Raw genomic sequence first — 22,417 nt, 5'->3', positions numbered from 1 at the left:
GGTCACCTCTCCGAAACGGCTCCACTCCTTTTCTCACCGATCTCGCCAATTCACTTTACGAAACGGGTAGAAACATGCTGACCGAAATCTCCGACACGGTCGTCCGCGACACCACACTCGACATCATCGTCGACGAGCTCGAACTCGACATCGAGCCGGCCGAGGTCGACGTGCACGCCGACCTGATCGACATCTACGGTGCCGACTCCCTCGGGCTGATCCAGGTGCTGGCGCGGGTGAACAAGGAAATCTCGATCCGAGTGCCCCGCGAGCTGGCCGTCGACCTGCGCACCGTCGACCTGCTGGTGCAGCAGATCATCCGCATACGTGACGCCAAGGGCGGCGACCAGTGACGCCCGCCCGCCGGGTCGTCGTGACCGGCCTAGGAAGCGTGAGCAGTATCGGGACCGGAGTCGACGACTTCATCTCGGGCATCAAGGCCGGCAAGAGCGGCATATCGGAGATCCAGTCCTTCGACAGCGGGGACTTTCCCGCCCATCTGGCGGGCGAGGTACAGGACTTCGACCCCGCGTCGATCGTTCGCGTCATCGACGTCGACGACTGGGGGCGCACGGCCCACTTCGCAGCGGCCGCGGCCCGCCTGGCGGTGCAGGACGCCGGAATCGAGTTCGACGACGACACCCGTGCGACGACGGGTGCGATCATCGGTACCACCAACGGCGAGGCCCCCTCGGTCGACACGCTGACGCACCAATGGCTCGACGGCGGTCCCCGTACGATCTCGGCCGACCTGGTCCGCAAGGTCCCTGCAGGCAACATCGCCGCGGCCGTGTCGGTGGAACTGGGCCTGCACGGGGAGACGGTGGTCATCCCGACCGCCTGCTCCGCCGCCAACTACGCCATCGGCAGCGCCGCCGACAAGATCATCGCCGGTGAGTCCGACGTGATGGTGGCGGGCGGCGCCGACAGCGTCAACCGTTTCACCCACGCGGGGTTCCTCAGCCTCGGCGCGGTGGCCGACGACGTTGCCCGGCCGTTCGACCGGGACCGCAGCGGCATCGTCACCGCCGAAGGCGGCGCGGTACTGGTCCTGGAAGAGCTCGAACACGCCCAGCGGCGCGGCGCGCACATCTACGCGGAGCTGCTCGGCTACGGGCTCAGCTGCGATGCCCACCACATCGTGCACCCGGACGCGGAGAGCATCGCCGCGTGCATCCGCAAGGCCCACGCGAACAGTGGCATCGACGCCGCTGACGTGGACTATGTCTGCGCCCACGGCACGGGCACCCCGACCAACGACATCACGGAAGTCACCGCCACCCGGCTGGTGTTCGGCGACGCACACCCGCCGATGAGCTCCATCAAGTCGATGCTCGGGCACACGATGGGCGCGGCCAGCGGGTTCGGCGCGATCGCCTGCTGCAAGGCGATCGAGGAGTCCTTCCTGCCGCCGACCATCAACTTGCGCACCGTCGACCCGGCATTCGGCGACGACATCGACTTCGTCGGCTCGGGCACACCGGCCACCGAGATCCGCGTCGCCCAGAACCACGGCTTCGCGTTCGGCGGCAACAACGCCATCACCATTTTCGGAGCGTATTTCGACCGCGAGCCGGTCGGCGCAGGGGGGAACCGACCGTGACCTCGACCCAGCAACTGCAGATCTCTGATGTGTCGGTGCTGTCCGCGGCCGGCATCGGCCTGGACGCCCTGCGCGCCCGGCTGCTCGACCCCGGCATCGGCACCGGGGCGGGCATTGAACCACCCGCCGCCGACGCCGAGTACTACGAGGGTCTCCCCGGCCGGGTGGCCGGCGTGCCCGACTTCAAGATCACCGACTTCGTTCCCAGGAAGGGTACGAAGAACCTCGACAGGACCACCGCACTCGGGCTGGCGGCCAGCACGCTGCTCAAGCGCGACCTGAGCGAGCGGGCTGCCATCACCGACGCGTCCTGGGAGTCGACCGGGATCGCGATGGGGACCGTCGTCGGCAGCCTCCGCAGCAGCGTGGACCTGGACATCGACATCATCCGGGGCAGGGGGATCGACCTGGTCAACCCGGCGGCCTTCCCCAACACCACGATGAACTGCTGCGCCAGCCAGATCGCGATCTGGCACCAGTTCCGCGGGCCGAACTCCACCCTGGCCAACGGCAGCGTCAGCGCACTGTCCGCGCTGCGCTACGCCGCACGGCTCATCCGCTGCGGTCACGCGCAGCGGATGCTCGTCGGCGGCGTCGAGGAACTGTCGCCCCACACAGCGTGGGGGACCCGGCTGAAGAAGGACGTGGACGAGTCCGTCGTCATCGGCGAGGGCGCGGCCATGGTCGCACTGGAGCCCTCGGGACCGGACGCACCGCAGGCGCTGGCCACCGTGACGGCCTGCGAGGTGATGTTCGCGCCGGACCGCACCCAGGCCGGGTACACCGCCGCGCTGCGCCGCGCGGTCACCCGAGCGCAGGAGGCCGGTGCGGCCGCGGGAGTCGACGTACGGCTGGTCCTGCCCGGTGCCGTCGGAACGGTGCAGGAGCAGAGCGAAGCGGCAGCCCTGGAGCAGATCGACGGCGAACGCGTGGACGTGCGCACGGCGGTCGGCGAGTGCGGCGGCGCCCTGGGCGCCATGCAGATCGCCGCCGCGGTGGCGCTGGGGCGGCCCGGCACCGGAGTACTGATCACCGGCATCGACGACTCGGGAGCCGTGGCCGCGGCACTCCTCACCATCGGGGGGCACGCATGACCACGGCCGTGACCATGACGAACACACGGGTACGGCGGGACCTGGTCCACCGCGCCAACGAGGCGGAGATCCTCGTGTCGCCGCCCTGGCGCGCGGCAGAGGGCGAGTACGGCAGTACGACCGTCACCACCGGCATCAGCCCGTACTACCTCGACCACGTCGGGACACGGCGGCTGGACGTACTGCTGCTCATCGAAGCCGGCCGGCAGGCCGCGCTGAGCGCGGCGCACGAGTTCGAGGGCCTCTCGAGCGACATCGCGTTCTTCTTCAACTCGATCGATGTGGCGATCACCGATCCGGCGGCCCTGGCGAGCGGCGAAGGCGAGTTGACGATCGAGACGGCCTTCGACGAGCTCAGGCTCCGCAGGGACGGCACACCGAAGCAGGTCAGGTACACCCAGCGCGGCACGGACACCTCGGGCCGGATGGTGCTGCGTACGTCGATGGCGGTGCAGGGCGTACCCAAGGGCAGCTACGAGGAGCTGCGGGCCTACCAGCGCGAGGGCTCGACCGCGCCGACGACCGCGGGACTGCGCTCCGGACTGCGCTCCGGGCCCGCCCGGCGGGCGGACCTGATCCCGGCGGGGGACGTGGCCAGAACCCAGGCCACCAACGTGGTGCTCGCCGACCTGCGGACGGAGGCGAGTGGCGTCACCGCGGCGCTGGCCCCCGACTTCGCGAATCCGGGCCTCTTCGACCACGACTACGACCACTACCCGGCGATGGTGCTCATCGAGGCCGGCCGGCAGCTGGCGCTGGCCAGTGCACAGCGGGTCACGGATCAGGTGGTGACAGGGGTGCGAGCGACCTTCGGCCACTTCGCCGAACTCGACCGGGAGACCAGGATCGTGGCGCGCCACGGCGAGCGGTGGACCGACATGGAATGCGTGCAGGACGGTGTCGCCGTGACCCGGATGTCCTTCCAGCTCGCGCCGGCCGGCCCGCACGGCGGGGACGCACCATGAGGCACGCGATCTGGACCGACTTCCGAGGTGTGCTGACCCCGCCGCTGCGGGAGGGGCTGCGTGCCTACTGCGAGGGCAAGGAGTTCACACCCGGGCAGCTCGGACAGTGTCTGCGCGCGATCGCCGACCGGTACGGCTGCCCCGACGGCATGGCCGTCCTGGATTCCGGGGTGCTCGACGAGCGGCAGTGGGCGGCGGAGATCGAGCAGGAGCTGTCTGCCCGGTTCGGGGTCGATGCCGACCTGTCCCGGCTCGGCTCCGAGTGGTGGGGCGATCGCAGGATCGACGCCGAGTGGCTCGCGGCCCTGCAGAGCTGGCGGGAGGAGGGCGCCTTCGTGGGGCTGATCTCCAACCTCCCCGCGGACTGGAAGGACCACTTCGCGTCCTTCTCGTCCTGGGCGGAGATGTTCGACGAGGTCCTGCTCTCCTGCGACCTCGGCACCCGCAAACCCGACGTCGAGATGTTCCGCCTGGCCGAGTCACGCTCCGGCCTGCCCCCTGAGTCCAACGTCCTCGTCGACGACCTGGACGACAACATCGCCGGCGCACGGCGCGCCGGCTGGTTCGCAGTGGTCGGCGGGGGCGATTCCACGCGCGCCGCAATCCAGCAGATCGATTCGATCGTGCGCGCAGGCGCACCACACCAAGGAGAAGAGCGATGACAGGTCGATCGGTGTTCGTCACCGGAGCCAGCCGGGGTATCGGCGCGGCGATCGCAAGCGAGTTGACCAACCGGGGCTATCGCGTGGTGGGCACCGCCCGCACCACGAAGCCGGACGTCGATGGAGTCTCCTTCGTCCAGTGCGACGTCCGCGACCCGGAGTCGGTGAGCACGGCCGTCGACCAGGCGCGGGACATCGTCGGCGAGATCGACATCGTCGTCAACTGCGCCGGAATCATGAATGACGGGCCACTGCTCACGCAGACCCACAACGGCATCCAGGACGTGCTCGACACCAACCTCAGCGGCTCCATCAACGTGGTCCGCGAGACCGTGTCGGACATGATGGCGAACAAGTGGGGACGCCTGGTGTTCGTCTCCTCGATCGTGGCCCTCTGGGGTTCGCCCGGCCAGGTCAACTACGCGGCCTCCAAGAGCGGTCTGATCGGAGTGGCCCGCTCGCTGTCGTGGGAGCTCGGGCGCGCCGGCATCACCTCCAATGTGGTGCTGCCCGGCCTCATCGAGACAGACATGATCGCCGACCTCTCCAAGCGCAGGCGCGACGAGATCCTCACCCAGACCGCGCTGCGCCGCACCGGCCGGCCGGAGGAAGTGGCCGCACTGGTCGCCTTCCTGGTCTCCGACGAGGCCGGATTCATCACGGGTTCGTCGATTCCCATCGGTGGCGGCGTCGGCATGGGCGTGTGAGCCATGGCTCACACGCACTATCGAGACGCCGCGCCTCACCGAGATCCCGCGCCTCACCGAGAGGCTGATGCCGCTGAGGCGCCGGACTCTTCGACGGGCAGGGCGGCGGTCACCCTTCGCGACCGCGCCCGCCGGCTGCCCCTGGTGGCCGTGGACAGCGTGGAATCCGTCGACGGGGGCTTCATCGGCCGCAAGAAGGTCGTCACCGACGACCCCTATCTGGCCGGGCACTTCCCCTCCCTGACGGTGTACCCCGGGGTGTTCCTGATCGAGAGTCTGCAGCAGATGCTCGAACTGCACACCGACGGAGCCCTCGGCGGCATCGAACTGGTGGAGATCAGCTCGGTCCGGTTCAGCCGGCCCGCGCTCGCCGACGACGAGCTGCTCTTCGAGACGGCGGTCAGCGGCGACCGCACCCGCCTTCTCACCAAGACGACCTGCAGCATCGGCGGGCAGCGCTGCGCCCGCATCACCGCGACGTGGAGGTGCCGGCCATGACCACGACGTCCTATGCCGACCCTCGTGACCTGTTGCCCTACGGCTACCCCGCGCTGCAGGTCGACAGGATCATCCGGCACACCCCGGGCACGCTGGAGGCGGTGAAGGCCGTGAGCAATCACGAGCTGGACAGCCACCTGGGGGACTCCCGGCCGGGCCGGCTGCCCGCCACGCTCATGCTGGAGTCCTTTCTGCAGGCGTGCGGACTGCTCATCGTGCACGAGTCCGCGGGCGACGATCAACAGTTGCTGATCTTCGGATCGGCGCGCGGGGTACGGGTGAGGGGCGCCGTGTCCGCCGGCGAACTGCTGTTGCACTCGGTCGAGTTGGTCGACAGGGACGACGAGACTGCCACGTTCACCGGCGTGGCGCGGGCCGGGGACGGCCGTGTCGTCCTGGAAGTCGAACGCGCCATCACGCTGCTGCGCCCCGCCGGCTCGCTCACCGGCCACCAGGGCTGAACGTCCAGGCCCGCATGCCGAGGCCGCATGTCCGAGGCCGCATGTCCGAGGCCGCATGTCCAAGAAGGAGGAACAGCTCGTGTACCACTATGTCGTGACCGCCCCGGGGCAGGGAGTCCAGCGGCCCGGGATGCTCGATCCATGGCTGGAAGGCGTCCCCGGCGCACCGGAACTGGTGGCCGACTGGTCGCAGGCTGCCGGCTTCGACCTGGTCGAAGCCGGCCGTGACCAGGCACTGCTGGCGGACACCGCCTTCGCGCAGCCGCTGATCGTCGCCGTGTCCGTACTCGCCCACCGCCTGCTGCGCAGCAGGCTCCCGCTGGCCGCAGGCGACCTGCTGTTCGCCGGGCACTCGGTCGGGGAGCTGGCCGCCGCGGCCGGCGCCGGCTACCTCAGCCCGCAAGCGGCGGTCAGCCTCGCCCGGGTGCGGGGGTCGGCGATGTCCGCGGCGTGCGCGGTGGCGGACACCGGCATGGCGGCGGTGATGCCGACCAGGCGCGACGGTGCGTCCGACGAGGACATCACAGCGGGGATCACCGCAGCCGGGTTGACCGTGGCCAACCGGAATGGAAGCCACCAGTTCGTCGCGGCGGGTCCTGCGGAGCGCATCGAGGCCCTCGCCGCCACGCCACCGCCCGGAACGCGGGTCGCCCCGTTGTCCGTCGCGGGTGCCTTCCACACCGAGGCCATGGCGCCGGCGGTGGAAGCGTTCGCCCACGCCGCCGGGCAGGCCCCCATCGAGGAGCCGAGGTCCGCGATGGTGGGCAACGAGGAAGGCGCGCTCGTGGGCGGCCCGGCCGACCTGCGGCGCCGGCTGATCACTCAGATCACCTCGCCGGTCCGGTGGGACCAGTGCGTGGAGACCACCGCCCGCCTGGCCCCGGGCGCCCTGCACATCGAGCTGGCACCGGCGGGGCCGCTCACCCGGCTGCTGCAGCGTGCCCAGCCGGATGCCCGCGCCGTCGCGATCAGCACCCCGCAGGACATCGACCGCGTCATCGCCGCGGTGGAGTCCGCCCGCGAGCCCGCACCGAAGAGCCGGCCCGCACCGAAGAGTCAGCCGGCGGTCGTCCGATGACGGCGGCCGCCCCCGCGAGCCCCGGCCGGTCACAGCCGTCCGGGAGCGCGGCACCCACGCCCAACACGATCCGGGGAGGACTGGATGCGTAACAGTGTCGAGGAACTGGCGGTCCTCAAACGCGAGATCGCCGAAGGGCCGGACGCGGCCGCCACCCAGCGGCAGCGCGACCGGGGCAAGCTGACCGTGCGCGAGCGCATCGACCAGCTGCTCGACCCGGGCACGTTCCAGGAGATCGAGCCGCTGCGCCGGCACCGTGCGCAGGGCTTCGGCCTCGAGGCGAAGAAGCCGTACACCGACGGTGTCGTCACGGGCTGGGGAACGGTCGAGGGCCGCACCGTCTTCGTCTACGCGCACGACTTCCGGATCTTCGGCGGCGCCCTGGGCGAGGCGCACGCCGCGAAGATCCACAAGATCATGGACATGGCCATCGCGGCCGGCGCCCCGCTGGTCTCGCTGAACGACGGCGCGGGCGCCCGGATCCAGGAGGGTGTCACCGCCCTCGCCGGGTACGGCGGCATCTTCACCCGGAACACCAAGGCCTCCGGCGTCATCCCGCAGATCTCGGTCATGCTCGGCCCCTGCGCAGGCGGCGCCGCGTACTCTCCCGCCCTCACCGACTTCGTCTTCATGGTCCGCGAGACGTCCCAGATGTTCATCACGGGACCGGACGTGGTGCGTGCGGTGACCGGAGAGGAGATCAGCCAGAACGGCCTGGGCGGAGCCGACGTCCACGCCGAGGTCTCCGGGGTCTCCCACTTCTCCTTCGAGGACGAGCAGACCTGCCTGGAGGAAGTCCGCTACCTGCTCTCCCTCCTCCCGCAGAACAACCGCGAGACGCCCCCGGCCGAGGCGACCGACGACCCGGCCGACCGGCGCTGCGAGGAACTCCTCGATCTCGTCCCCGCCGACGGCAACCGCCCTTACGACATGCGCGCGGTGATCAAGTCGCTCGTCGACGACGGCGAGTTCCTGGAGGTCCACGAGCGCTGGGCCACCAATGTCATCGTCGCCCTGGCCCGTATGGGCGGCCAAGTCGTGGGCATCGTCGCCAACCAGCCGCAGTCCCTCGCCGGGGTCCTGGACATCGCGGCCTCCGAGAAGGCCGCCCGCTTCGTCCAGATGTGCGACGCCTTCAACATCCCGCTGGTGACCCTGCTCGACGTCCCCGGCTTCCTGCCCGGCGTCGACCAGGAGCACGGCGGCATCATCCGGCACGGCGCCAAGTTGCTGTACGCGTACTGCAACGCCACCGTCCCCCGCATCCAGCTGATCCTGCGGAAGGCCTACGGCGGCGCGTACATCGTCATGGACTCCCGCTCCGTGGGCGCCGACCTGTCGTATGCCTGGCCCACGAACGAGATCGCGGTGATGGGCGCCGAGGGCGCGGCCAACGTCATCTTCCGTCGCCAGATCGCCGCGTCCGACGATCCCGATGCCATGCGGGCACGGATGGTCAAGGAGTACAAGGCCGAACTGATGCACCCCTACTACGCGGCCGAACGCGGTCTGATCGACGACGTCATCGACCCCGCAGCGACCCGCCAGGTGCTTATCCGCTCCCTGGACATGCTGCGCACCAAGCACGCCGATCTGCCGGAGCGCAAGCACGGCAACCCGCCCCAGTGAACCCGCCCGAGCAGAAGGAGCCGACCCCGTGACCACCGTCATCGACCCTGCCGCCGCGTCCCCGCTGATCCGCATCGAACGAGGCGGCGGCCTCCCCGACGACGAACTCGCCGCGCTGACCCTGGTGCTGCTCACCCGGGCCGGCGCCCAGGAATCCGGCGTCGTCGATGGCCGGCCTCCCGGCCGGGACATCACCCGGTGGGACCGCCCCGATCGCCACGCCCGCTACCGCGTTGCCGGCAGCTGGCGCAGGACCCCGCAGACAAGAGGCTGACCGTAAGGGAGAGGGACATGTACGGAAAGCACGGCTCCGAACCGATACCGAAGGGGGTGCAGGCGCCCCCGGACAGGCCCTGGCCGCCGCGCGCGCTGCTGGCGGGAGAGGAGGAGGGGAGCGATGAGCCGCATATTCACCGAGGCATCGACTGATCCCGCATCGACTGTTCCCGCATCGACTGATCCCGCGGCGGCTGCCGGGATGCTGAAACGACTGCTCGGCCACGCGCTGCCGGGCGGTGTGGAGGCGGCGGCGTGGTGGTTGACGCTGGCCGCCGAGGCGCCGGTACCGGACGTCGTGTGCGCCGGCCGCACCGCTGACACGGCGGTCGGCGCCGTCACCGCTGTCAGCCCTGCCGGGGGATGACAGCGGTGAGCATCATCCAGCAGGAGACCGGCCGGGGTCCCGAGCTCAGGAACCGGGGGCTGATGGCGTCCCTGCTTCCCCCGCAGGTGGTGGTCAGGGAGTCGTTCGGCCGGTGGGAGGGGGACTGGCGCAGTGCCTTGTTTCCGGCGGAGGTCCAGATCATGGAGACAGCCGGGGACAAACGCCGGCGGGAGTTCGCAGGCGTACGGGTGTGTGCCAGAAGCGCCCTGCTGTCCCTGGACATGCCCCCCGTGCCGCTGCTGCCGGGCCCGCGAGGAGAACCGGGGTGGCCGGCTGGGATCGTCGGGGCGATGACGCACTGCACGGACTACCGGGCGGCGGCCGTCGCCCGGCGTGCGGAGGGTGTCGCCTCGGTGGGCATCGACGCCGAGCCCTGTGCGCAGCTGCCGGAAGTGGCCATGGCGATGGTGGCAACCGCCCGCGAGGCCGACCATCTGGAGACTCTCGCCTGCCGGTGGCCGCAGGTGCCCTGGGGGCGCCTGCTGTTCTCCGCGAAGGAGTCGGTCTTCAAGGCGTGGTATCCGCTGGCCCGCTGCCCGCTGGACTTCCTGGAGACCGAGGTGGAGCTGTGGATGGACAGCGGCGTCCATGCCGGCACCTTCACGGCCGCCGTGCTGCGGCCGGGGCCGTTCGCGACGGTGACCGGACGGTGGCGCATCACCCGGGAAGTCATCCTGACCGCGACCACGGTGGGAGCGGTCCCGGCCACCGGCGTACGCACCGGACACACCGCATCCGGACCCACCAGCACACCCGCCCCCACCCCAACTACGCTGCTGAGCAGCCCTGTTATGAAAGGTTGAGCGATGCGTCTTGCCGATGGTCCCCACGTGGAGTGTGAGATCGAGATCGCCGTGGCGCCGGAGCGCGTGTGGGACCTGGTCTCGGACATCGCCACCTCCGCCCGGCACAGCCCTGAACTGCAGGAAGTGGAGTGGCTCGACGGAGCCGACGGCCCGGTTGTCGGCGCGTGCTTCGCGGGCCGCAACCGCAACGGCGGGCTGGGAGAGTGGCGCACCGTCAGCCGGATCGCGCAGCTCGAGGAGCATCGCACCTTCCAGTGGGAGGTCGTCCACTACAACGACCGTCGCCACGGCGCCCCGCTGGCCGTATGGACGTACTCACTGCAGCCGCTCCCGGACGGAACCGGCACCCGCCTGCAGCACGGCATGCGACTCGGCACCTCCCAGGGGCCGCTGCAGGAGTTCATCGCGCAGCACCCCGACAGAGAGGAACAGATCGTCGACGGCCGCCTCGCACTGCTGCGTACCGGCATCGAGACGACGCTGGCCGGCGTCAAGGCGGACGCGGAGGCATAGAGCCTGCTGAAAAAGGTTCCGGTACGCGGTGTGTGTCCGGGGGCCGCGCTCTGTCCGTACGGCTGCGGATGCCACGTCGGGTCCGGCCCGGCGCCTGCCCACGGTCAGGATCTGTGCGTTCCAACGGTCCCGCCGTCCAGTGGCTGGAGCGGATCACCATGGGACGCAGTACTCCAGCATCCCTTTGCGGAGCCGGCTCTCGGCCTGCTCCCGGGCCCTGGCGTGGTTTCTCCACTCGCGTCCCGCCATGCGGACGCCTCTCCCGACGCATCCCTGTTGTATCTATGCTGTGTGCATGCCCGTCGCCCCAGTGAAACAGCCCCCCGCGGCCGAACGTGTCTACGCACACGTCAAGCAGGCCGTGCTCGAACGGCACTACGAGGGCGGCACGCTCCTCACCGAGGGCGAGCTCGCCGACGCCGTGGGCGTCTCGCGCACCCCGGTGCGGGAGGCGCTGCTCAAGCTGGAGGTCGAGGGGCTCATCAAGCTGTATCCGAAGAAGGGCGCCCTGGTCCTCGCCGTCTCCGCGCAGGAGATCCACGACGTGGTCGAGACCAGGCTGCTCGTCGAGGAGTTCGCCGCCCGCAAGGCCGTCCCCGCGAGCCCCCAGCTCATCGGACGTCTCGGCGAGCTGCTCGCCCGGCAGCAGGTGCAGGTGGAGTCCGGTGATCTCGCGGGGGCCGCTGTGACCGACCGCTGCTTCCACGCCGAGATCGTCCGCAACGCCGGGAACGACATCCTCTCCCGCCTCTACGACCAGTTGCGCGACCGCCAGCTGCGGATGGGCGTTGCCGTGCTGCAGGCCCACCCCGACCGCACCGCCACGACCCTCGCCGAGCACCGCGAGATCCTTGACGCGCTGCGGGACGGGAATCCGGAAGCCGCCGTCACCGTCGTCCGCCGGCATGTCTCCCGGGTGCGGAACCTGGCCCGCGGAGAGGTCCGATGAGCGCGGTCCTGCCCGGTGATCCGCCCGGCGGCCGGCGGGCCGTCACGGTGTGGGGGATCGGTGTCGCCGTCTACTTCGTGGCGATCGTCTTCCGCACCAGCCTGGGGGTGGCGGGCCTGGACGCCGTCGACCGCTTCCATGTCAACGCGTCGGCACTGTCCACCTTCTCGATACTCCAGCTGCTGGTCTACGCCGGGATGCAGATACCCGTCGGACTGCTCGTCGACCGCCTCGGCACCAAGAGGGTGCTGACCATCGGCGTGGTGCTGTTCACCGCCGGACAGCTCGGCTTCGCCCTGTCCCCGACGTACGGCACGGCACTCGCGTCGCGTGCCCTGCTCGGCTGCGGGGACGCCATGACCTTCATCAGTGTGCTGCGTCTCGGCACCCGCTGGTTCCCGGTGCGGCGCGGACCGATGATCGCCCAGCTTGCCGGACTGGTCGGAATGGCGGGCAACCTGGTCTCCACCGTGGTCATCTCCCGCACACTGCACGGCCTCGGCTGGACCACCACCTTCGCCGGCAGCTCGCTGGCCGGCGTCCTGGTCCTGGTGGTGATGCTGCTCTTCCTGAAGGACCACCCGGAGGGCCACGAGCCGCCGCCGGCCCGGCACGCCGGCGCCGCCTACGTGCGCCGGCAGATCGCCGCGTCCTGGCGCGAGCCCGGCACCCGGCTCGGGATGTGGGTGCACTTCACCACGCAGTTCCCCGCGATGTTCTTCCTGCTGCTGTGGGGGATGCCGTTCCTGGTCGAGGCCGAGGGTCTCAGCCGCGCGACGGCGGGCGAACTGCTCACCCTGATCGTGGTTTCCAACATGGTGGTCGGCCTGGTGTACGGGCAGATCATCGCAAGGCACCAGGGGGCCAGGGCGCCCATCGCGCTCTCCACGGTGGGGGCCACCGCCCTGCTCTGGGCCTGCACCATCGGCTGCCCGGGCCACGCCCCGATGTGGCTGCTGCTGACCCTGTGCGCCGTGCTCGGAGCCTGCGGTCCCGCCTCGATGATCGGGTTCGACTTCGCCCGCCCCGCCAACCCGCCGGAGCGGCAGGGCACCGCATCCGGCATCGTCAACATGGGCGGCTTCACCGCCTCTATGACGACGCTGCTGGCGGTCGGCATCCTGCTGGACGCCACCGGCGACAACTACCGCATCGCCTTCTCGTCCGTCTTCGTGCTGCAGGCGCTGGGCGTCGCCCAGATCCTCCGGCTGCGCCGCCGCACCGCACGCCGGGAGTCGGAGCGGCTGGTGACCAGCCGGGTGGAGGCGGTGCACGTCCCCGCCTGACGGCGAACGGAGCCTGCCGAGTCGCCGCGGGCGAACCTACGGGGTCACGGCGAACGACCGGAGGATCGCAGCGGCCAGCTCCTGGTCGCCGTCGGACTTGATCTGGTCCGCCACCGAGGCGAGCCTGACCCGGCCGCAGGCCAGCCGGAAGTACGTCTCCCAGTCCATCGTGATCGTCACCGCGGGCCCCAGCGACGGCGCGCCGTCGACCGTGCCGTGTCCGTCCGCGTCCACCCGGACCGTCCGCATGAACTCGACAGCCCCGGTGACGTCGACGACCACCGCCGAACTGGCCGGAGCGCCCGCGTCCTTGGCGACCACCTTCGGCAGACCGTGCAGCAGGATGTCGCGTGCCACGTGGGCACCCGGCGAATCCAGGTTGCCCGGCTTGCCGAGTGTGGTGCGCAGATCCTGCTCGTGCACCCATACGTCGAAGGCCCGCATCCGGAGCGCCAGTTCCAGGGTCTGCTCGGCGCCGAGCGGCGCGCGCACCATGGTCTCGGGGTCACGCGTCTCGTTGCGCAGCTGCCGTGAGCGCCGGATGATCGTGTACTCCAGGTCCGCGGTCATCTCCGGCGCGGTGTGGTGGCGCCGTACGTCGACCTGCATCTCCATGTACCGCTGGTACTCGGTCTTCACATGGAAGAGGTCCCGTGGCAGCGTGTGGATGGGCCTGGGGTCGCCCAGCTGCTCGCTCTCCATGCCGATGATGTGAGAAATGATGTCGCGCACCGACCAGTTGGGGCAGGGGGTCGCACGGTTCCATTCGCCCTCGACGAGCGGCTTCACCAACTCGGATATGGCTTCTACGGAGTGGGTCCAGGCGTCGGCATAGGTCTGAAGGCTTGGATGGACAGTCACGGGACCCCTCGGAGCGGTTTTCTGCGGTACGCGGACTAGTGTCTGAGGCGCTGCCGGGGGTCTGGGGGAGTCCCCCGGAAAGGCACAGTACGCTGCCCGGTGGCACCTCGGCAGTGCTTTCGTGTGACGATCGTAGGCCCGCGTTGACGGCTCGAATGCCAGGACGGTGGTAGTGTGCGCGCCTCTCTCATCCAGATCGCCGTAAACCCGTCGGAAACGCCTGATTCGCGCAGGTTGCGGGTCGCCGCGATGGTGCGGGAACAGGCCGGCGCGGACCTGGTCGTGCTCCCCGAACTGTGGCCGGTCGGCGCGTTCGCGTACGAGTCCTTCGCGGACGAGGCGGAGCCGCTGGAGGGGCCGACGTACCGGGCGATGTCCGAAGCGGCGCGCGACGCGGGGGTATGGCTGCACGCCGGCTCGATCGTGGAAAGGGCCGCGCCGGGCGGCGGTTCCGCCCCGGACGGGACCCCGCTCTACAACACGTCACTTGTCTTCTCCCCCGACGGCGGAGCCGCTGCCGTCTACCGCAAGATCCACCGCTTCGGCTTCGACAAGGGCGAGGCGGTGCTGATGGCCGCGGGGGACGAGCTGGTGACGGTCGGCCTGCCGGATACCACGCTCGGCCTCGCGACCTGTTACGACCTGCGCTTCCCCGAACTCTTCCGGGCACTGACCGACGCGGGCGCCCAGGTCCTGGTCGTCCCGGCGGGCTGGCCGGAACGCCGTCGCTCGCACTGGACGCTGCTCGCGCAGGCCCGTGCGGTGGAGAACCAGGCCTATGTCCTGGCCTGCGGGTCCGCCGGTGCGCAAGCCGGTGTCCAGCAGGCCGGGCACAGCATCGTGGTCGACCCCTGGGGCGAGGTGCTGGCCGAAGCGGGTCCCGACGAGGAGGTCCTGACGGTGGATCTGGATCCGTCCCTGGTGGCCAGGACGCGCGACCAGTTCCCCGCGCTCAAGGACCGCCGTCTCGGCCTGGCCCCGCCCCGGAGCTGACGTCTGCCCTCCGTGCCGGGCTCCCTGACGGCTCTGCCGCTGCCTGACGGTGAACGGGTTTCCGCGGTGCGCCCCGCCCTTCCCCGGACGGGCTCTTCCGCAGACGCCCGCAGGCCGCGGTGACGGCGCTGCGGGGCCGGGAAGGCGGCTGGGGGCCGGCTCAGGCCGCCGCGCCCGTGCTACTCGTCGTGCTCGCCCTCTTTGTCCTTCTCGAGCATATGGATCACGGACACCGCGACCGCGATGAGCAGAGCCGGATCCGAGTCGTCCCGCACCACGTTCACCGCATACGCGTCGCGCACGCTGAACCACTTCTTCGAGATGTCGGCCAGCAGCTCGTTCTCGTACTCGATCGCGAACTCGCGGTCCAGGATGTTCCCGCTGACGTCCAGCTCGGTGCCGTCGGCCATCTTCACCCGGTAGTGATGGTGCAGCAGCGTGAGCCGCTTCTTCCTGATGGTCGCCAGCGGGTCCCCGTCACGCTCCAGGGTCATCGTGTCCCGGACGGAGATCAGCTTTTCCTTGATCGTGATCAGCACCCGGCCCCGGAGATCCTTGAGCTCCATGGTGTCGCGGATCCGGAGGACCTTGCCGTCGACGAGATACGCCTTGTCGCCGTTCTCGTCCTCGATCCAGTAGTCGTCGCCGATGTCGAAGATGCGGTCGCGCACGAGGAATTTCATGGGGGTGACGTTACCGCCGGGCGCTGTGCCCCAGCAGGCTCCGGCGTCCCGCCCCGGGGCGCCCCGGGCGGCTCACCCTGAGCGGTGCCCGTGCCGCAGGTCACAGCGGCCGGGGGTGGCATCCTTGAGGGATGAACGCCGAGACCCCCGTCCCCCGCCGTGCCCGTGTCCGTGCTCCCGAGCTGACCGGCAGTGGAGGCTGGCTGAACACCGGAGGCAAGGAGCTGACCCTCGCCGACCTGCGAGGTAAGTGCGTTGTTGTCGATTTCTGGACCTTCTGCTGCATCAACTGCCTGCACGTGCTCGACGAGCTGCGCGAGCTGGAGCAGAAGCACAGCGACACCGTCGTGATCATCGGCGTGCACTCCCCCAAGTTCGTGCACGAGGCCGAGCACGAGGCCGTCGTCGACGCCGTCGAGCGGTACCGGGTGCACCACCCCGTGCTCGACGATCCGGACCTGTCCACCTGGAAGCAGTACGCGGTCCGGGCCTGGCCCACACTCGTCGTGATCGATCCCGAGGGCTACGTGGTCGCGCAGCACGCCGGTGAGGGGCACGCGCACGCCATCGAGAAGCTGGTCGGAGAGCTGGAGACCGAGCACGCGGCCAAGGGCACGCTGCGGCGCGGCGACGCACCGTATGTCGCGCCCGAGCCGGTGGCCACCGATCTGCGGTTTCCCGGCAAGGTGATCACGCTGGCCGGCGGAAACCTGCTCGTCTCGGACACCACACGGCATCAGCTGGTCGAGCTGGCGCCGGACGGCGAGACCGTCGTGCGCCGGATCGGTGGGGAGGGCGTGTTCAGCGAGCCACAGGGGATGGCGCTGCTACCGGACGGGAAGGTCGCGGTCGCCGACACGGTGCATCACGCCATCCGGACGTACGACCCGCTCAGCGGTGAGATCGCGCTCGTCGCGGGGACCGGCACACAGTGGTGGCAGGGCTCCCCGACCAGCGGGCCCGCCCTCGAGGTCGATCTGTCGTCACCGTGGGACCTGGCGTGGTTCGCGGGCCGGCTGTGGATCGCCATGGCAGGTGTCCACCAGCTGTGGACGTACGACCCGGAGACCGGCACCGTCGAGGTCGCCGCAGGGACCACCAACGAGGGCCTGGTGGACGGGCCCGCCGCGGAGGCCTGGTTCGCCCAGCCGTCAGGGCTCTCGGCCGCCGGGGACCGGCTGTGGATCGCCGACTCGGAGACGTCCGCGCTGCGCTGGATCGATCCGCAGGCTGCCGTGCACACCGCGGTCGGCACCGGGCTCTTCGACTTCGGCCACCGCGACGGCGACGCGGGACAGGCGCTTTTCCAGCACCCGTTGGGAGTCACCGCGCTGCCCGACGGTTCGGTCGCGGTGGCCGACACCTACAACCACGCGCTGCGCCGCTACGACCCGGCCACCGGTGAAGTGACCACCCTGGCGACGGACTTGCGTGAGCCGAGCGATGCGGTGCTGGTCGGGGAGGACATCGTGGTCGTGGAGTCGGCGCGGCACCGGCTGACCCGCCTGCGGCTGCCCGACGAGGCCGTGCGGGTGGAGAGCGTGGCGCACCGCACGCAGCGGGCCGCCACCGACGTCGCCCCGGGGAAGCTGCGGATCGATGTGGTCTTCCAGGCGCCGGCAGGCCAGAAGCTGGACACCCGGTACGGGCCTTCCACCCGGCTGCTGGTCTCCTCGACCCCGCCCGAGCTGCTGCTGGGCGGGGACGGAGCCGGTACGGATCTCTTCCGGGAGGTGGACATCGACCCGGCGGTCACCGAGGGAGTGCTCCATGTGTCGGCGATGGCCGCGTCGTGCGACGACGACCCGGCCAATGAGTACCCCGCCTGCCATGTGCACCAGCAGGACTGGGGCGTCCCGGTCCGGGTGACCGCGGACGGGGCGGCCCGGCTGCCGCTGGTGCTCGCCGGGATGGACGGCTGACCGTCCCGCGCACGGGGGCGCAGGGAGCGGCCGGCCGAGCAGGTCGGTCGCGCTCGGGCGTGAACGGCCGGCCGTGAGGCTCCTGCCGTGGATGCTCCGTGCGGTCCCCCTTGGTTTCGAGGCCCTTTCACGAGCACCGCGGTCCCGGCCTCCGAGCGGGGCCGGACGGCGTTCACCGTGCTCGGGTCAGCCCAGGTGGTGGTCGTCCTCGACGACGGTGGTGGATGTCGGCATGGTCGGCCGACGACGGCGCAGCACGCTCGTGTAGACGGCGATGCCGATGATGCCGACCAGCATCATGATCACGCCGACCAGGTCGAGGTTGACGCTGTCCATGTGCCAGTCGGTTGCGAAGGTGAGGATGGCCCCCACCACGAGAAGGATGATGCAGCCGCCAAGGCCCATCAGTAATCGCCTCCGGCGTTGATTCGGGTGTTCCGGTCCGTAGAGGCGCGTACCCCGGCCCGGAACAGCCAATCAGGAGGCTGGAGTTCAGCCTTCCAGAAAGGCGGTCAGGGCGTTGGCCAGGAGATAGGGGTCGTCGGCGCCGCAGAGCTCGCGTGCGCTGTGCATCGAGAGGATCGCCACGCCGATGTCCACGGTCCGGATTCCGTGCCGGGCGGCGGTGATCGGGCCGATGGTGGTGCCGCAGGGCATGGCGTTGTTGGAGACGAAGTTCTGCATGGGGACGCCGGCCTTCTCGCAGGCGGCGGCGAAGACGGCACGGCCGCTGCCGTCGGTGGCGTACCGCATGTTGACGTTGACCTTCAGGATGGGTCCGCCGTTGGCGCGGGGGTGGTGGGTCGGATCGTGGCGCTCGCTGTAGTTGGGGTGCACGGCGTGCCCGGTGTCGGACGAGAGACAGATCGTGCCGGCGAAGGCTCTGGCCTTGTCCTCGTAGGTGCCGCCGCGGGCGAAGACCGAGCGTTCCAGCACCGTGCCGAGCAGCGGCCCGTCGGCTCCGGTGTCGGACTGGGAGCCGTTCTCCTCGTGGTCGAAAGCGGCCATCACCGGGATGTACGGGAGGTCGTCCCCCGAGCCGGTGACCGCGGCGAGCGCGGCGGCCGCGGCGTGCACCGAGAGCAGGTTGTCCATCCGGGGACCCGCGAGGAGTTCCTGGTCGCGGCCCAGATAGGAGGGCGCCTCGATGGCATGGACCATCAGGTCCCAGCCCGTCACGTCGTCGGCACCGACACCGGCTTCCCCGGCGGTGAAGCGGATCAGGTCGCCCTCCTGGACATCGCCCAGACCCCAGATCGGCTGCATGTGGCGCTGCTTGTCGAGCTTGAGCCCGTCGGTGTGCACGGAGCGGTCGAGGTGGATGGCCAACTGCGGGACCCGCAGCAGCGCCCGGTCGACATTGACCAGCCGGTGGCTGCCGTCCCGCAGGGTGAGCCGTCCGGCGAGGCCGAGGTCGCGGTCCAGCCAGGTGTTGAGCAGTGTCCCGCCGTAGACCTCGACGGCCACCTGGCGCCAGCCGTCGCGGCCGGTGTCCGGCAGCGGCTTCACCCGGAGGTTGGGCGAGTCGGTGTGCGCGCCGACGATACGGAACGGGGTGTGCGGCTGCGCATCCTCAGGTACGTACCAGGCGATGATCGCGCCTCCGCGCAGCACGTACTTCCCGCCCGTGGAGGAGTCCCAGGCGTCGGTCTCCGCGACCTGCCTGAAGCCTGCCTTCTCCAGGCGCTCGGCGGCGTTCGCCACGGCGTGGTACGGCGAGGGGCTGGCCGCGAGGAAGGTCATCAGGTCGTCGGTGTGGCCGCGGTCGAAGCGGGCGGATGAGCTCATGGCTGCCACCCTAACGACCGCAGTGGCGGCCCCGCCCTCCGGAATGGGGGGCGCCCCGCGGGGTGGCGGGAACGCTGCGGTGGAGGACCCCCGCGGGCTGCTTCGCCGCTCCGGCCGGGCCGGTGCGCGAGAGCCCGGAGCAGCCGGTATTCCTGCGGGATGTCAGTGCCGGGTGCGACGATCCGTGCATGGTCGATCACGCATCCGGTACGAGGGAGCCCGTGCTGCTCGGGGAGATCGTCGGGCAGGTGCTCGAAGCGGCGACATCCCGGCGCGCACAGTGCACTTCGCGGCCTGAGCAGGATGCGCCGCGGGGGGCCGCACGGTGCCGTGACTGCGGCGCGCAAGCGCTGTGGTGCCGGACGGAACGCGGCCGGTGGATGCTGATGGAGCCGGGGGAGCTCAGGACCGGGGCCGTCCCGCCGGGCAGCCGCTACCGCGTCGCAGGGGACGGCACCGCGGTCGGTCTGCGCTCGGCCGTGCCCGACGGCACCTGCCGGATCAGTCACTTCGACGTCTGCGGGGCGAAACCGGCCCCCGTCGGTTCACCGGCGCTGACCCGTGTGTGGCGCCGCAACCATGAGCCGCTCCACTGACCGGCCGTGCGGATGTCCGGCCGGTGCGCGCCGTGTCACGGACAGCACAACGGCGGCGCGGCCCCGAAGAGTTGGGGCCGCGCCGCCGTGATGAACAGGCCGGCCGAGCGGAGTTGGCCGGAACGGGTCGGCTAGAACGCCGCCTCGTCCAGCTCCATCAGCGAGTTGTCGACCGTCTCGGCCAGCGCACGCTGGACGCTCACGTCCGGCAGGATGTTCGCGGCGAAGAACTTCGCGGCCGCGATCTTGCCCTGGTAGAAGGACTTGTCCTTCGCGGAGGCGTTCGGCAGCTTCTCGGCGGCCACCGCTGCGCTCTTGAGCAGCAGGTAGGACACCACGACATCGCCGGAGGACAGCAGCAGGCGGGTGGTGTTGAGACCCACCTTGTAGATGTTCTTGACGTCCTCGCCGGTCGCGGTGAGGTCGGTGATCATCGTGCCGACGATCGCCTCGAGGTCCACAGCGGCCTTGGCCAGCTGCTCACGGGCCGCGTCCAGCTCCTCGCCGCCCGGGTCGGACGCGAGGAACTTCTTGATCTCCTCGGAGAGGGTGTTCAGCGCCGCGCCCTGGTCGCGGACGATCTTCCGGAAGAAGAAGTCCTGGCCCTGGATCGCGGTGGTGCCCTCGTAGAGGGTGTCGATCTTGGCGTCCCGGATGTACTGCTCGACCGGGTACTCCTGGAGGTAGCCGGAGCCGCCGAAGGTCTGCAGCGACTGGGCGAGCTGCTCGTAGGACCGCTCCGAGCCGTAGCCCTTCACGATCGGCAGCAGCAGGTCGTTGAGGCCGTGCAGCGCCTTGGCGTCCTCGCCCGCCGCTTCCTTCTCCTGAATGGCGTCCTGGACGGAGGCGGTGTAGAGCACCAGGGTGCGCATGCCCTCCGCGTACGCCTTCTGGGTCATCAGCGAGCGGCGCACATCGGGGTGGTGCGTGATGGTGACCTTCGGCGCGGACTTGTCCATGAACTGCGCGAGGTCGGGGCCCTGGACGCGCTCCTTGGCGTACTCCAGCGCGTTCAGGTAACCGGTCGAGAGGGCGGCGATGGCCTTGGTGCCGACCATCATCCGGGCGAACTCGATGATGCGGAACATCTGGCGGATGCCCTCGTGCTTGTCACCGATCAGCCAGCCCTTGGCGGGGTGCTGGTCGCCGAAGGTCATCTCGCAGGTGTTGGAGGCCTTCAGGCCCATCTTGTGCTCGACGTTCGTGGCGTACACGCCGTTGCGGTCGCCCAGCTCGCCGGTGGTCCAGTCGAACTCGAACTTCGGGACCATGAAGAGCGACAGGCCCTTGGTGCCGGGGCCGGCTCCCTCGGGGCGCGCCAGGACGTAGTGAATGATGTTCTCGGACATGTCGTGCTCGCCCGAGGTGATGAAGCGCTTCACGCCCTCGATGTGCCAGGAGCCGTCGTCCTGCTGTACGGCCCTGGTCCGGCCTGCGCCCACGTCCGAGCCGGCGTCCGGCTCGGTGAGGACCATCGTCGAACCCCACTGCTTCTCGACCGCTATCTCCGCGATCTTCTTCTGCTCCTCGGTGCCCTCCTCGAAGAGGATCCCGGCGAAGGCCGGGCCGGAGGAGTACATCCAGACGGCGGGGTTGGCGCCGAGCAGCAGCTCCGCGTACGCCCAGATCAGGGAGCGCGGCGAGGTGGTGCCGCCGATCTCCTCGGGCAGGCCGAGGCGCCAGTACTCGGAGTCCATGAAGGCCTGGTAGGACTTCTTGAAGGTGTCCGGCACGGGTGCGGTGTTGGTCTCCGGGTCGAAGACCGGCGGGTTGCGGTCGGCGTCGGCATAGGACTCCGCCAGTTCGTTCTCCGCGAGGCGGGCGACCTCGTCGAGGATGCTCTTCGCGGTCTCGACGTCCATCTCGGCGAACGGCCCTGTGCCGTACAGCTTGTCGCGGCCGAGGACCTCGAAGAGGTTGAACTCGATGTCGCGGAGATTCGACTTGTAGTGCCCCATGGCGACGGCCCTCTCGTAACGCGTACCTGTAACGAATACCAGCAAGTAGCTACGATGATGCTACCCGTCAGTAATAAGATGCAAGCCCTATGGGGCAAGTGTGACGAGACCGGCGCTGCGGCACTGCCCTTTTACTCAGTACCCTTGCGCGCATGTACGGCTACGACCAGAACCAGGGCGCCCAGCAGCAGTACGCCGCCCCGCAGTCCGGCTACGGCGGTCAGCCGCTGTACCCGGAGCCGTCGCCGCCCTCGCTCGCCGACGGCGTGCGGGCCTTCACCACCGGGTCGATGGCCGCCGAGGACTTCCAGCAGGTCTTCGCCACGTCGAAGGTCTACTGCCCCCGCGGCGACAACCCCGGGTTCCTGGCGCTGCACAACACCCAGCAGCCCGTCATCCCGATGTTCACCTCGCTGAAGGAACTGCGTAAGTACGCGGGCAAGGAGTCCAAGTACTTTGTGATCACCGGGGCCGAGGTGATCGATCTGCTGCCCACCGGGTACGGCTTCGTCCTCGACATGGAGGGCGAGCACCGGATGGTCTTCGACGCGAAGGCCGTGGAGCAGATGGTCGACTTCGCCATGCGCCGTATGTACGGATGAGAGCCGCCCCTCTTGTGGGCGGCTGACCAGGCCGTTCTCCCTGAGCTCCACCCCGCGGGAATCAGTACGGCTTGCTAGATGTTCACCATTCAACTACTT

General features: G+C 70.0%; 25 protein-coding genes. 20 read left to right on the top strand and 5 right to left on the bottom strand.

Annotated elements, in window-relative coordinates:
* Nucleotides 1-74: 74 nt before the first annotated feature.
* From OHS16_RS15175 to OHS16_RS15100, 16 genes are all read left to right on the top strand, one after another.
* Nucleotides 75-353 carry an acyl carrier protein gene (locus OHS16_RS15175; RefSeq protein WP_328537740.1) on the top strand — a complete coding sequence of 93 codons (279 nt, stop codon included), beginning with the start codon at nucleotides 75-77 and terminating at the stop codon, nucleotides 351-353.
* Nucleotides 350-1,603: a beta-ketoacyl-[acyl-carrier-protein] synthase family protein gene (locus OHS16_RS15170; RefSeq protein ID WP_328537739.1), complete on the top strand. Its 1,254-nt coding sequence runs from the start codon at nucleotides 350-352 to the stop codon at nucleotides 1,601-1,603. Before OHS16_RS15175 ends, OHS16_RS15170 begins: the two co-directional genes overlap by 4 nt.
* Nucleotides 1,600-2,697, top strand: coding sequence for a beta-ketoacyl synthase N-terminal-like domain-containing protein (locus OHS16_RS15165; RefSeq protein WP_328537738.1), 1,098 nt, complete (start codon nucleotides 1,600-1,602; stop codon nucleotides 2,695-2,697). Before OHS16_RS15170 ends, OHS16_RS15165 begins: the two co-directional genes overlap by 4 nt.
* Entirely contained in the window at nucleotides 2,694-3,662 is a 969-nt protein-coding gene (locus tag OHS16_RS15160) for an AfsA-related hotdog domain-containing protein (protein ID WP_328537737.1), read from the top strand. The genes OHS16_RS15165 and OHS16_RS15160 overlap by 4 nt, the downstream gene beginning before the upstream one ends.
* Nucleotides 3,659-4,324: an HAD-IA family hydrolase gene (locus OHS16_RS15155; protein ID WP_328537736.1), complete on the top strand. Its 666-nt coding sequence runs from the start codon at nucleotides 3,659-3,661 to the stop codon at nucleotides 4,322-4,324. The genes OHS16_RS15160 and OHS16_RS15155 overlap by 4 nt, the downstream gene beginning before the upstream one ends.
* Nucleotides 4,321-5,031: an SDR family oxidoreductase gene (locus tag OHS16_RS15150; RefSeq protein ID WP_328537735.1), complete on the top strand. Its 711-nt coding sequence runs from the start codon at nucleotides 4,321-4,323 to the stop codon at nucleotides 5,029-5,031. The genes OHS16_RS15155 and OHS16_RS15150 overlap by 4 nt, the downstream gene beginning before the upstream one ends.
* 150 nt (nucleotides 5,032-5,181) lie before the next feature.
* Nucleotides 5,182-5,529 (top strand): 3-hydroxyacyl-ACP dehydratase FabZ family protein, encoded by a 348-nt coding sequence (locus OHS16_RS15145; protein ID WP_328537734.1) that lies wholly within the window; start codon nucleotides 5,182-5,184, stop codon nucleotides 5,527-5,529.
* Entirely contained in the window at nucleotides 5,526-5,990 is a 465-nt protein-coding gene (locus OHS16_RS15140) for a 3-hydroxyacyl-ACP dehydratase FabZ family protein (RefSeq protein ID WP_328537733.1), read from the top strand. Before OHS16_RS15145 ends, OHS16_RS15140 begins: the two co-directional genes overlap by 4 nt.
* Nucleotides 5,991-6,069: 79 nt before the next feature.
* Nucleotides 6,070-7,068 (top strand): ACP S-malonyltransferase, encoded by a 999-nt coding sequence (locus OHS16_RS15135; RefSeq protein WP_328537732.1) that lies wholly within the window; start codon nucleotides 6,070-6,072, stop codon nucleotides 7,066-7,068.
* Nucleotides 7,069-7,152: 84 nt separating this feature from the next.
* Nucleotides 7,153-8,697, top strand: coding sequence for an acyl-CoA carboxylase subunit beta (locus tag OHS16_RS15130; RefSeq protein WP_328537731.1), 1,545 nt, complete (start codon nucleotides 7,153-7,155; stop codon nucleotides 8,695-8,697).
* Nucleotides 8,698-8,725: 28 nt separating this feature from the next.
* Nucleotides 8,726-8,971 carry an acyl-CoA carboxylase epsilon subunit gene (locus OHS16_RS15125; protein ID WP_328537730.1) on the top strand — a complete coding sequence of 82 codons (246 nt, stop codon included), beginning with the start codon at nucleotides 8,726-8,728 and terminating at the stop codon, nucleotides 8,969-8,971.
* Nucleotides 8,972-9,094: 123 nt separating this feature from the next.
* Nucleotides 9,095-9,340: a hypothetical protein gene (locus tag OHS16_RS15120; protein WP_328537729.1), complete on the top strand. Its 246-nt coding sequence runs from the start codon at nucleotides 9,095-9,097 to the stop codon at nucleotides 9,338-9,340.
* 5 nt (nucleotides 9,341-9,345) lie between these two features.
* Nucleotides 9,346-10,164, top strand: a complete 819-nt coding sequence (locus OHS16_RS15115) for a 4'-phosphopantetheinyl transferase family protein (protein WP_328537728.1) — start codon at nucleotides 9,346-9,348, stop codon at nucleotides 10,162-10,164.
* Nucleotides 10,165-10,191: 27 nt separating this feature from the next.
* Nucleotides 10,192-10,680 carry an SRPBCC family protein gene (locus tag OHS16_RS15110; RefSeq protein WP_328537727.1) on the top strand — a complete coding sequence of 163 codons (489 nt, stop codon included), beginning with the start codon at nucleotides 10,192-10,194 and terminating at the stop codon, nucleotides 10,678-10,680.
* A 295-nt stretch (nucleotides 10,681-10,975) separates the two neighbouring features.
* Nucleotides 10,976-11,629, top strand: a complete 654-nt coding sequence (locus OHS16_RS15105) for a GntR family transcriptional regulator (protein WP_328537726.1) — start codon at nucleotides 10,976-10,978, stop codon at nucleotides 11,627-11,629.
* Nucleotides 11,626-12,915 (top strand): MFS transporter, encoded by a 1,290-nt coding sequence (locus OHS16_RS15100; RefSeq protein WP_328537725.1) that lies wholly within the window; start codon nucleotides 11,626-11,628, stop codon nucleotides 12,913-12,915. Before OHS16_RS15105 ends, OHS16_RS15100 begins: the two co-directional genes overlap by 4 nt.
* A 36-nt stretch (nucleotides 12,916-12,951) precedes the next feature.
* Here the strand turns inward: OHS16_RS15100 and OHS16_RS15095 are convergent, their stop codons facing one another.
* Entirely contained in the window at nucleotides 12,952-13,776 is an 825-nt protein-coding gene (locus tag OHS16_RS15095; RefSeq protein ID WP_328537724.1) for a maleylpyruvate isomerase family mycothiol-dependent enzyme, read from the bottom strand.
* A gap of 174 nt (nucleotides 13,777-13,950) precedes the next feature.
* Between OHS16_RS15095 and OHS16_RS15090 the strand changes: the two genes are divergently transcribed.
* Nucleotides 13,951-14,769 (top strand): carbon-nitrogen family hydrolase, encoded by an 819-nt coding sequence (locus tag OHS16_RS15090; RefSeq protein WP_328537723.1) that lies wholly within the window; start codon nucleotides 13,951-13,953, stop codon nucleotides 14,767-14,769.
* 179 nt (nucleotides 14,770-14,948) lie between these two features.
* Here OHS16_RS15090 and OHS16_RS15085 read toward each other — a convergent pair whose 3' ends face one another.
* Complete coding sequence (locus OHS16_RS15085; RefSeq protein ID WP_328537722.1) at nucleotides 14,949-15,452, bottom strand: LURP-one-related/scramblase family protein; 504 nt, start codon at nucleotides 15,450-15,452, stop codon at nucleotides 14,949-14,951.
* Between the two features lie 131 nt (nucleotides 15,453-15,583).
* Between OHS16_RS15085 and OHS16_RS15080 the strand changes: the two genes are divergently transcribed.
* Nucleotides 15,584-17,374, top strand: a complete 1,791-nt coding sequence (locus tag OHS16_RS15080; protein ID WP_328537721.1) for an NHL domain-containing thioredoxin family protein — start codon at nucleotides 15,584-15,586, stop codon at nucleotides 17,372-17,374.
* 186 nt (nucleotides 17,375-17,560) lie between these two features.
* Here the strand turns inward: OHS16_RS15080 and OHS16_RS15075 are convergent, their stop codons facing one another.
* Both OHS16_RS15075 and OHS16_RS15070 read right to left on the bottom strand, forming a co-directional pair.
* Nucleotides 17,561-17,779 carry a DUF6458 family protein gene (locus OHS16_RS15075; RefSeq protein ID WP_328537720.1) on the bottom strand — a complete coding sequence of 73 codons (219 nt, stop codon included), beginning with the start codon at nucleotides 17,777-17,779 and terminating at the stop codon, nucleotides 17,561-17,563.
* Between the two features lie 87 nt (nucleotides 17,780-17,866).
* The gene (locus OHS16_RS15070) at nucleotides 17,867-19,162 is read right to left on the bottom strand and encodes a M18 family aminopeptidase (RefSeq protein WP_328537719.1); all 1,296 of its coding nucleotides are present in this window, start codon (nucleotides 19,160-19,162) and stop codon (nucleotides 17,867-17,869) included.
* A gap of 188 nt (nucleotides 19,163-19,350) precedes the next feature.
* Here OHS16_RS15070 and OHS16_RS15065 point away from each other — a divergent pair, with 188 nt between their 5' ends.
* Nucleotides 19,351-19,758, top strand: a complete 408-nt coding sequence (locus OHS16_RS15065; protein ID WP_328537718.1) for a DUF6083 domain-containing protein — start codon at nucleotides 19,351-19,353, stop codon at nucleotides 19,756-19,758.
* A gap of 131 nt (nucleotides 19,759-19,889) precedes the next feature.
* Here the strand turns inward: OHS16_RS15065 and OHS16_RS15060 are convergent, their stop codons facing one another.
* Nucleotides 19,890-21,716 carry an acyl-CoA dehydrogenase gene (locus OHS16_RS15060; protein ID WP_328540852.1) on the bottom strand — a complete coding sequence of 609 codons (1,827 nt, stop codon included), beginning with the start codon at nucleotides 21,714-21,716 and terminating at the stop codon, nucleotides 19,890-19,892.
* Between the two features lie 152 nt (nucleotides 21,717-21,868).
* Here OHS16_RS15060 and OHS16_RS15055 point away from each other — a divergent pair, with 152 nt between their 5' ends.
* The gene (locus OHS16_RS15055; protein WP_328537717.1) at nucleotides 21,869-22,318 is read left to right on the top strand and encodes an SseB family protein; all 450 of its coding nucleotides are present in this window, start codon (nucleotides 21,869-21,871) and stop codon (nucleotides 22,316-22,318) included.
* Nucleotides 22,319-22,417 lie beyond the last annotated feature (99 nt).

The sequence above is a fragment of the Streptomyces sp. NBC_00344 genome, assembly GCF_036088315.1.
GTDB lineage: Bacteria > Actinomycetota > Actinomycetes > Streptomycetales > Streptomycetaceae > Streptomyces.
This window is presented reverse-complemented; position numbering and strand designations above follow the sequence as displayed.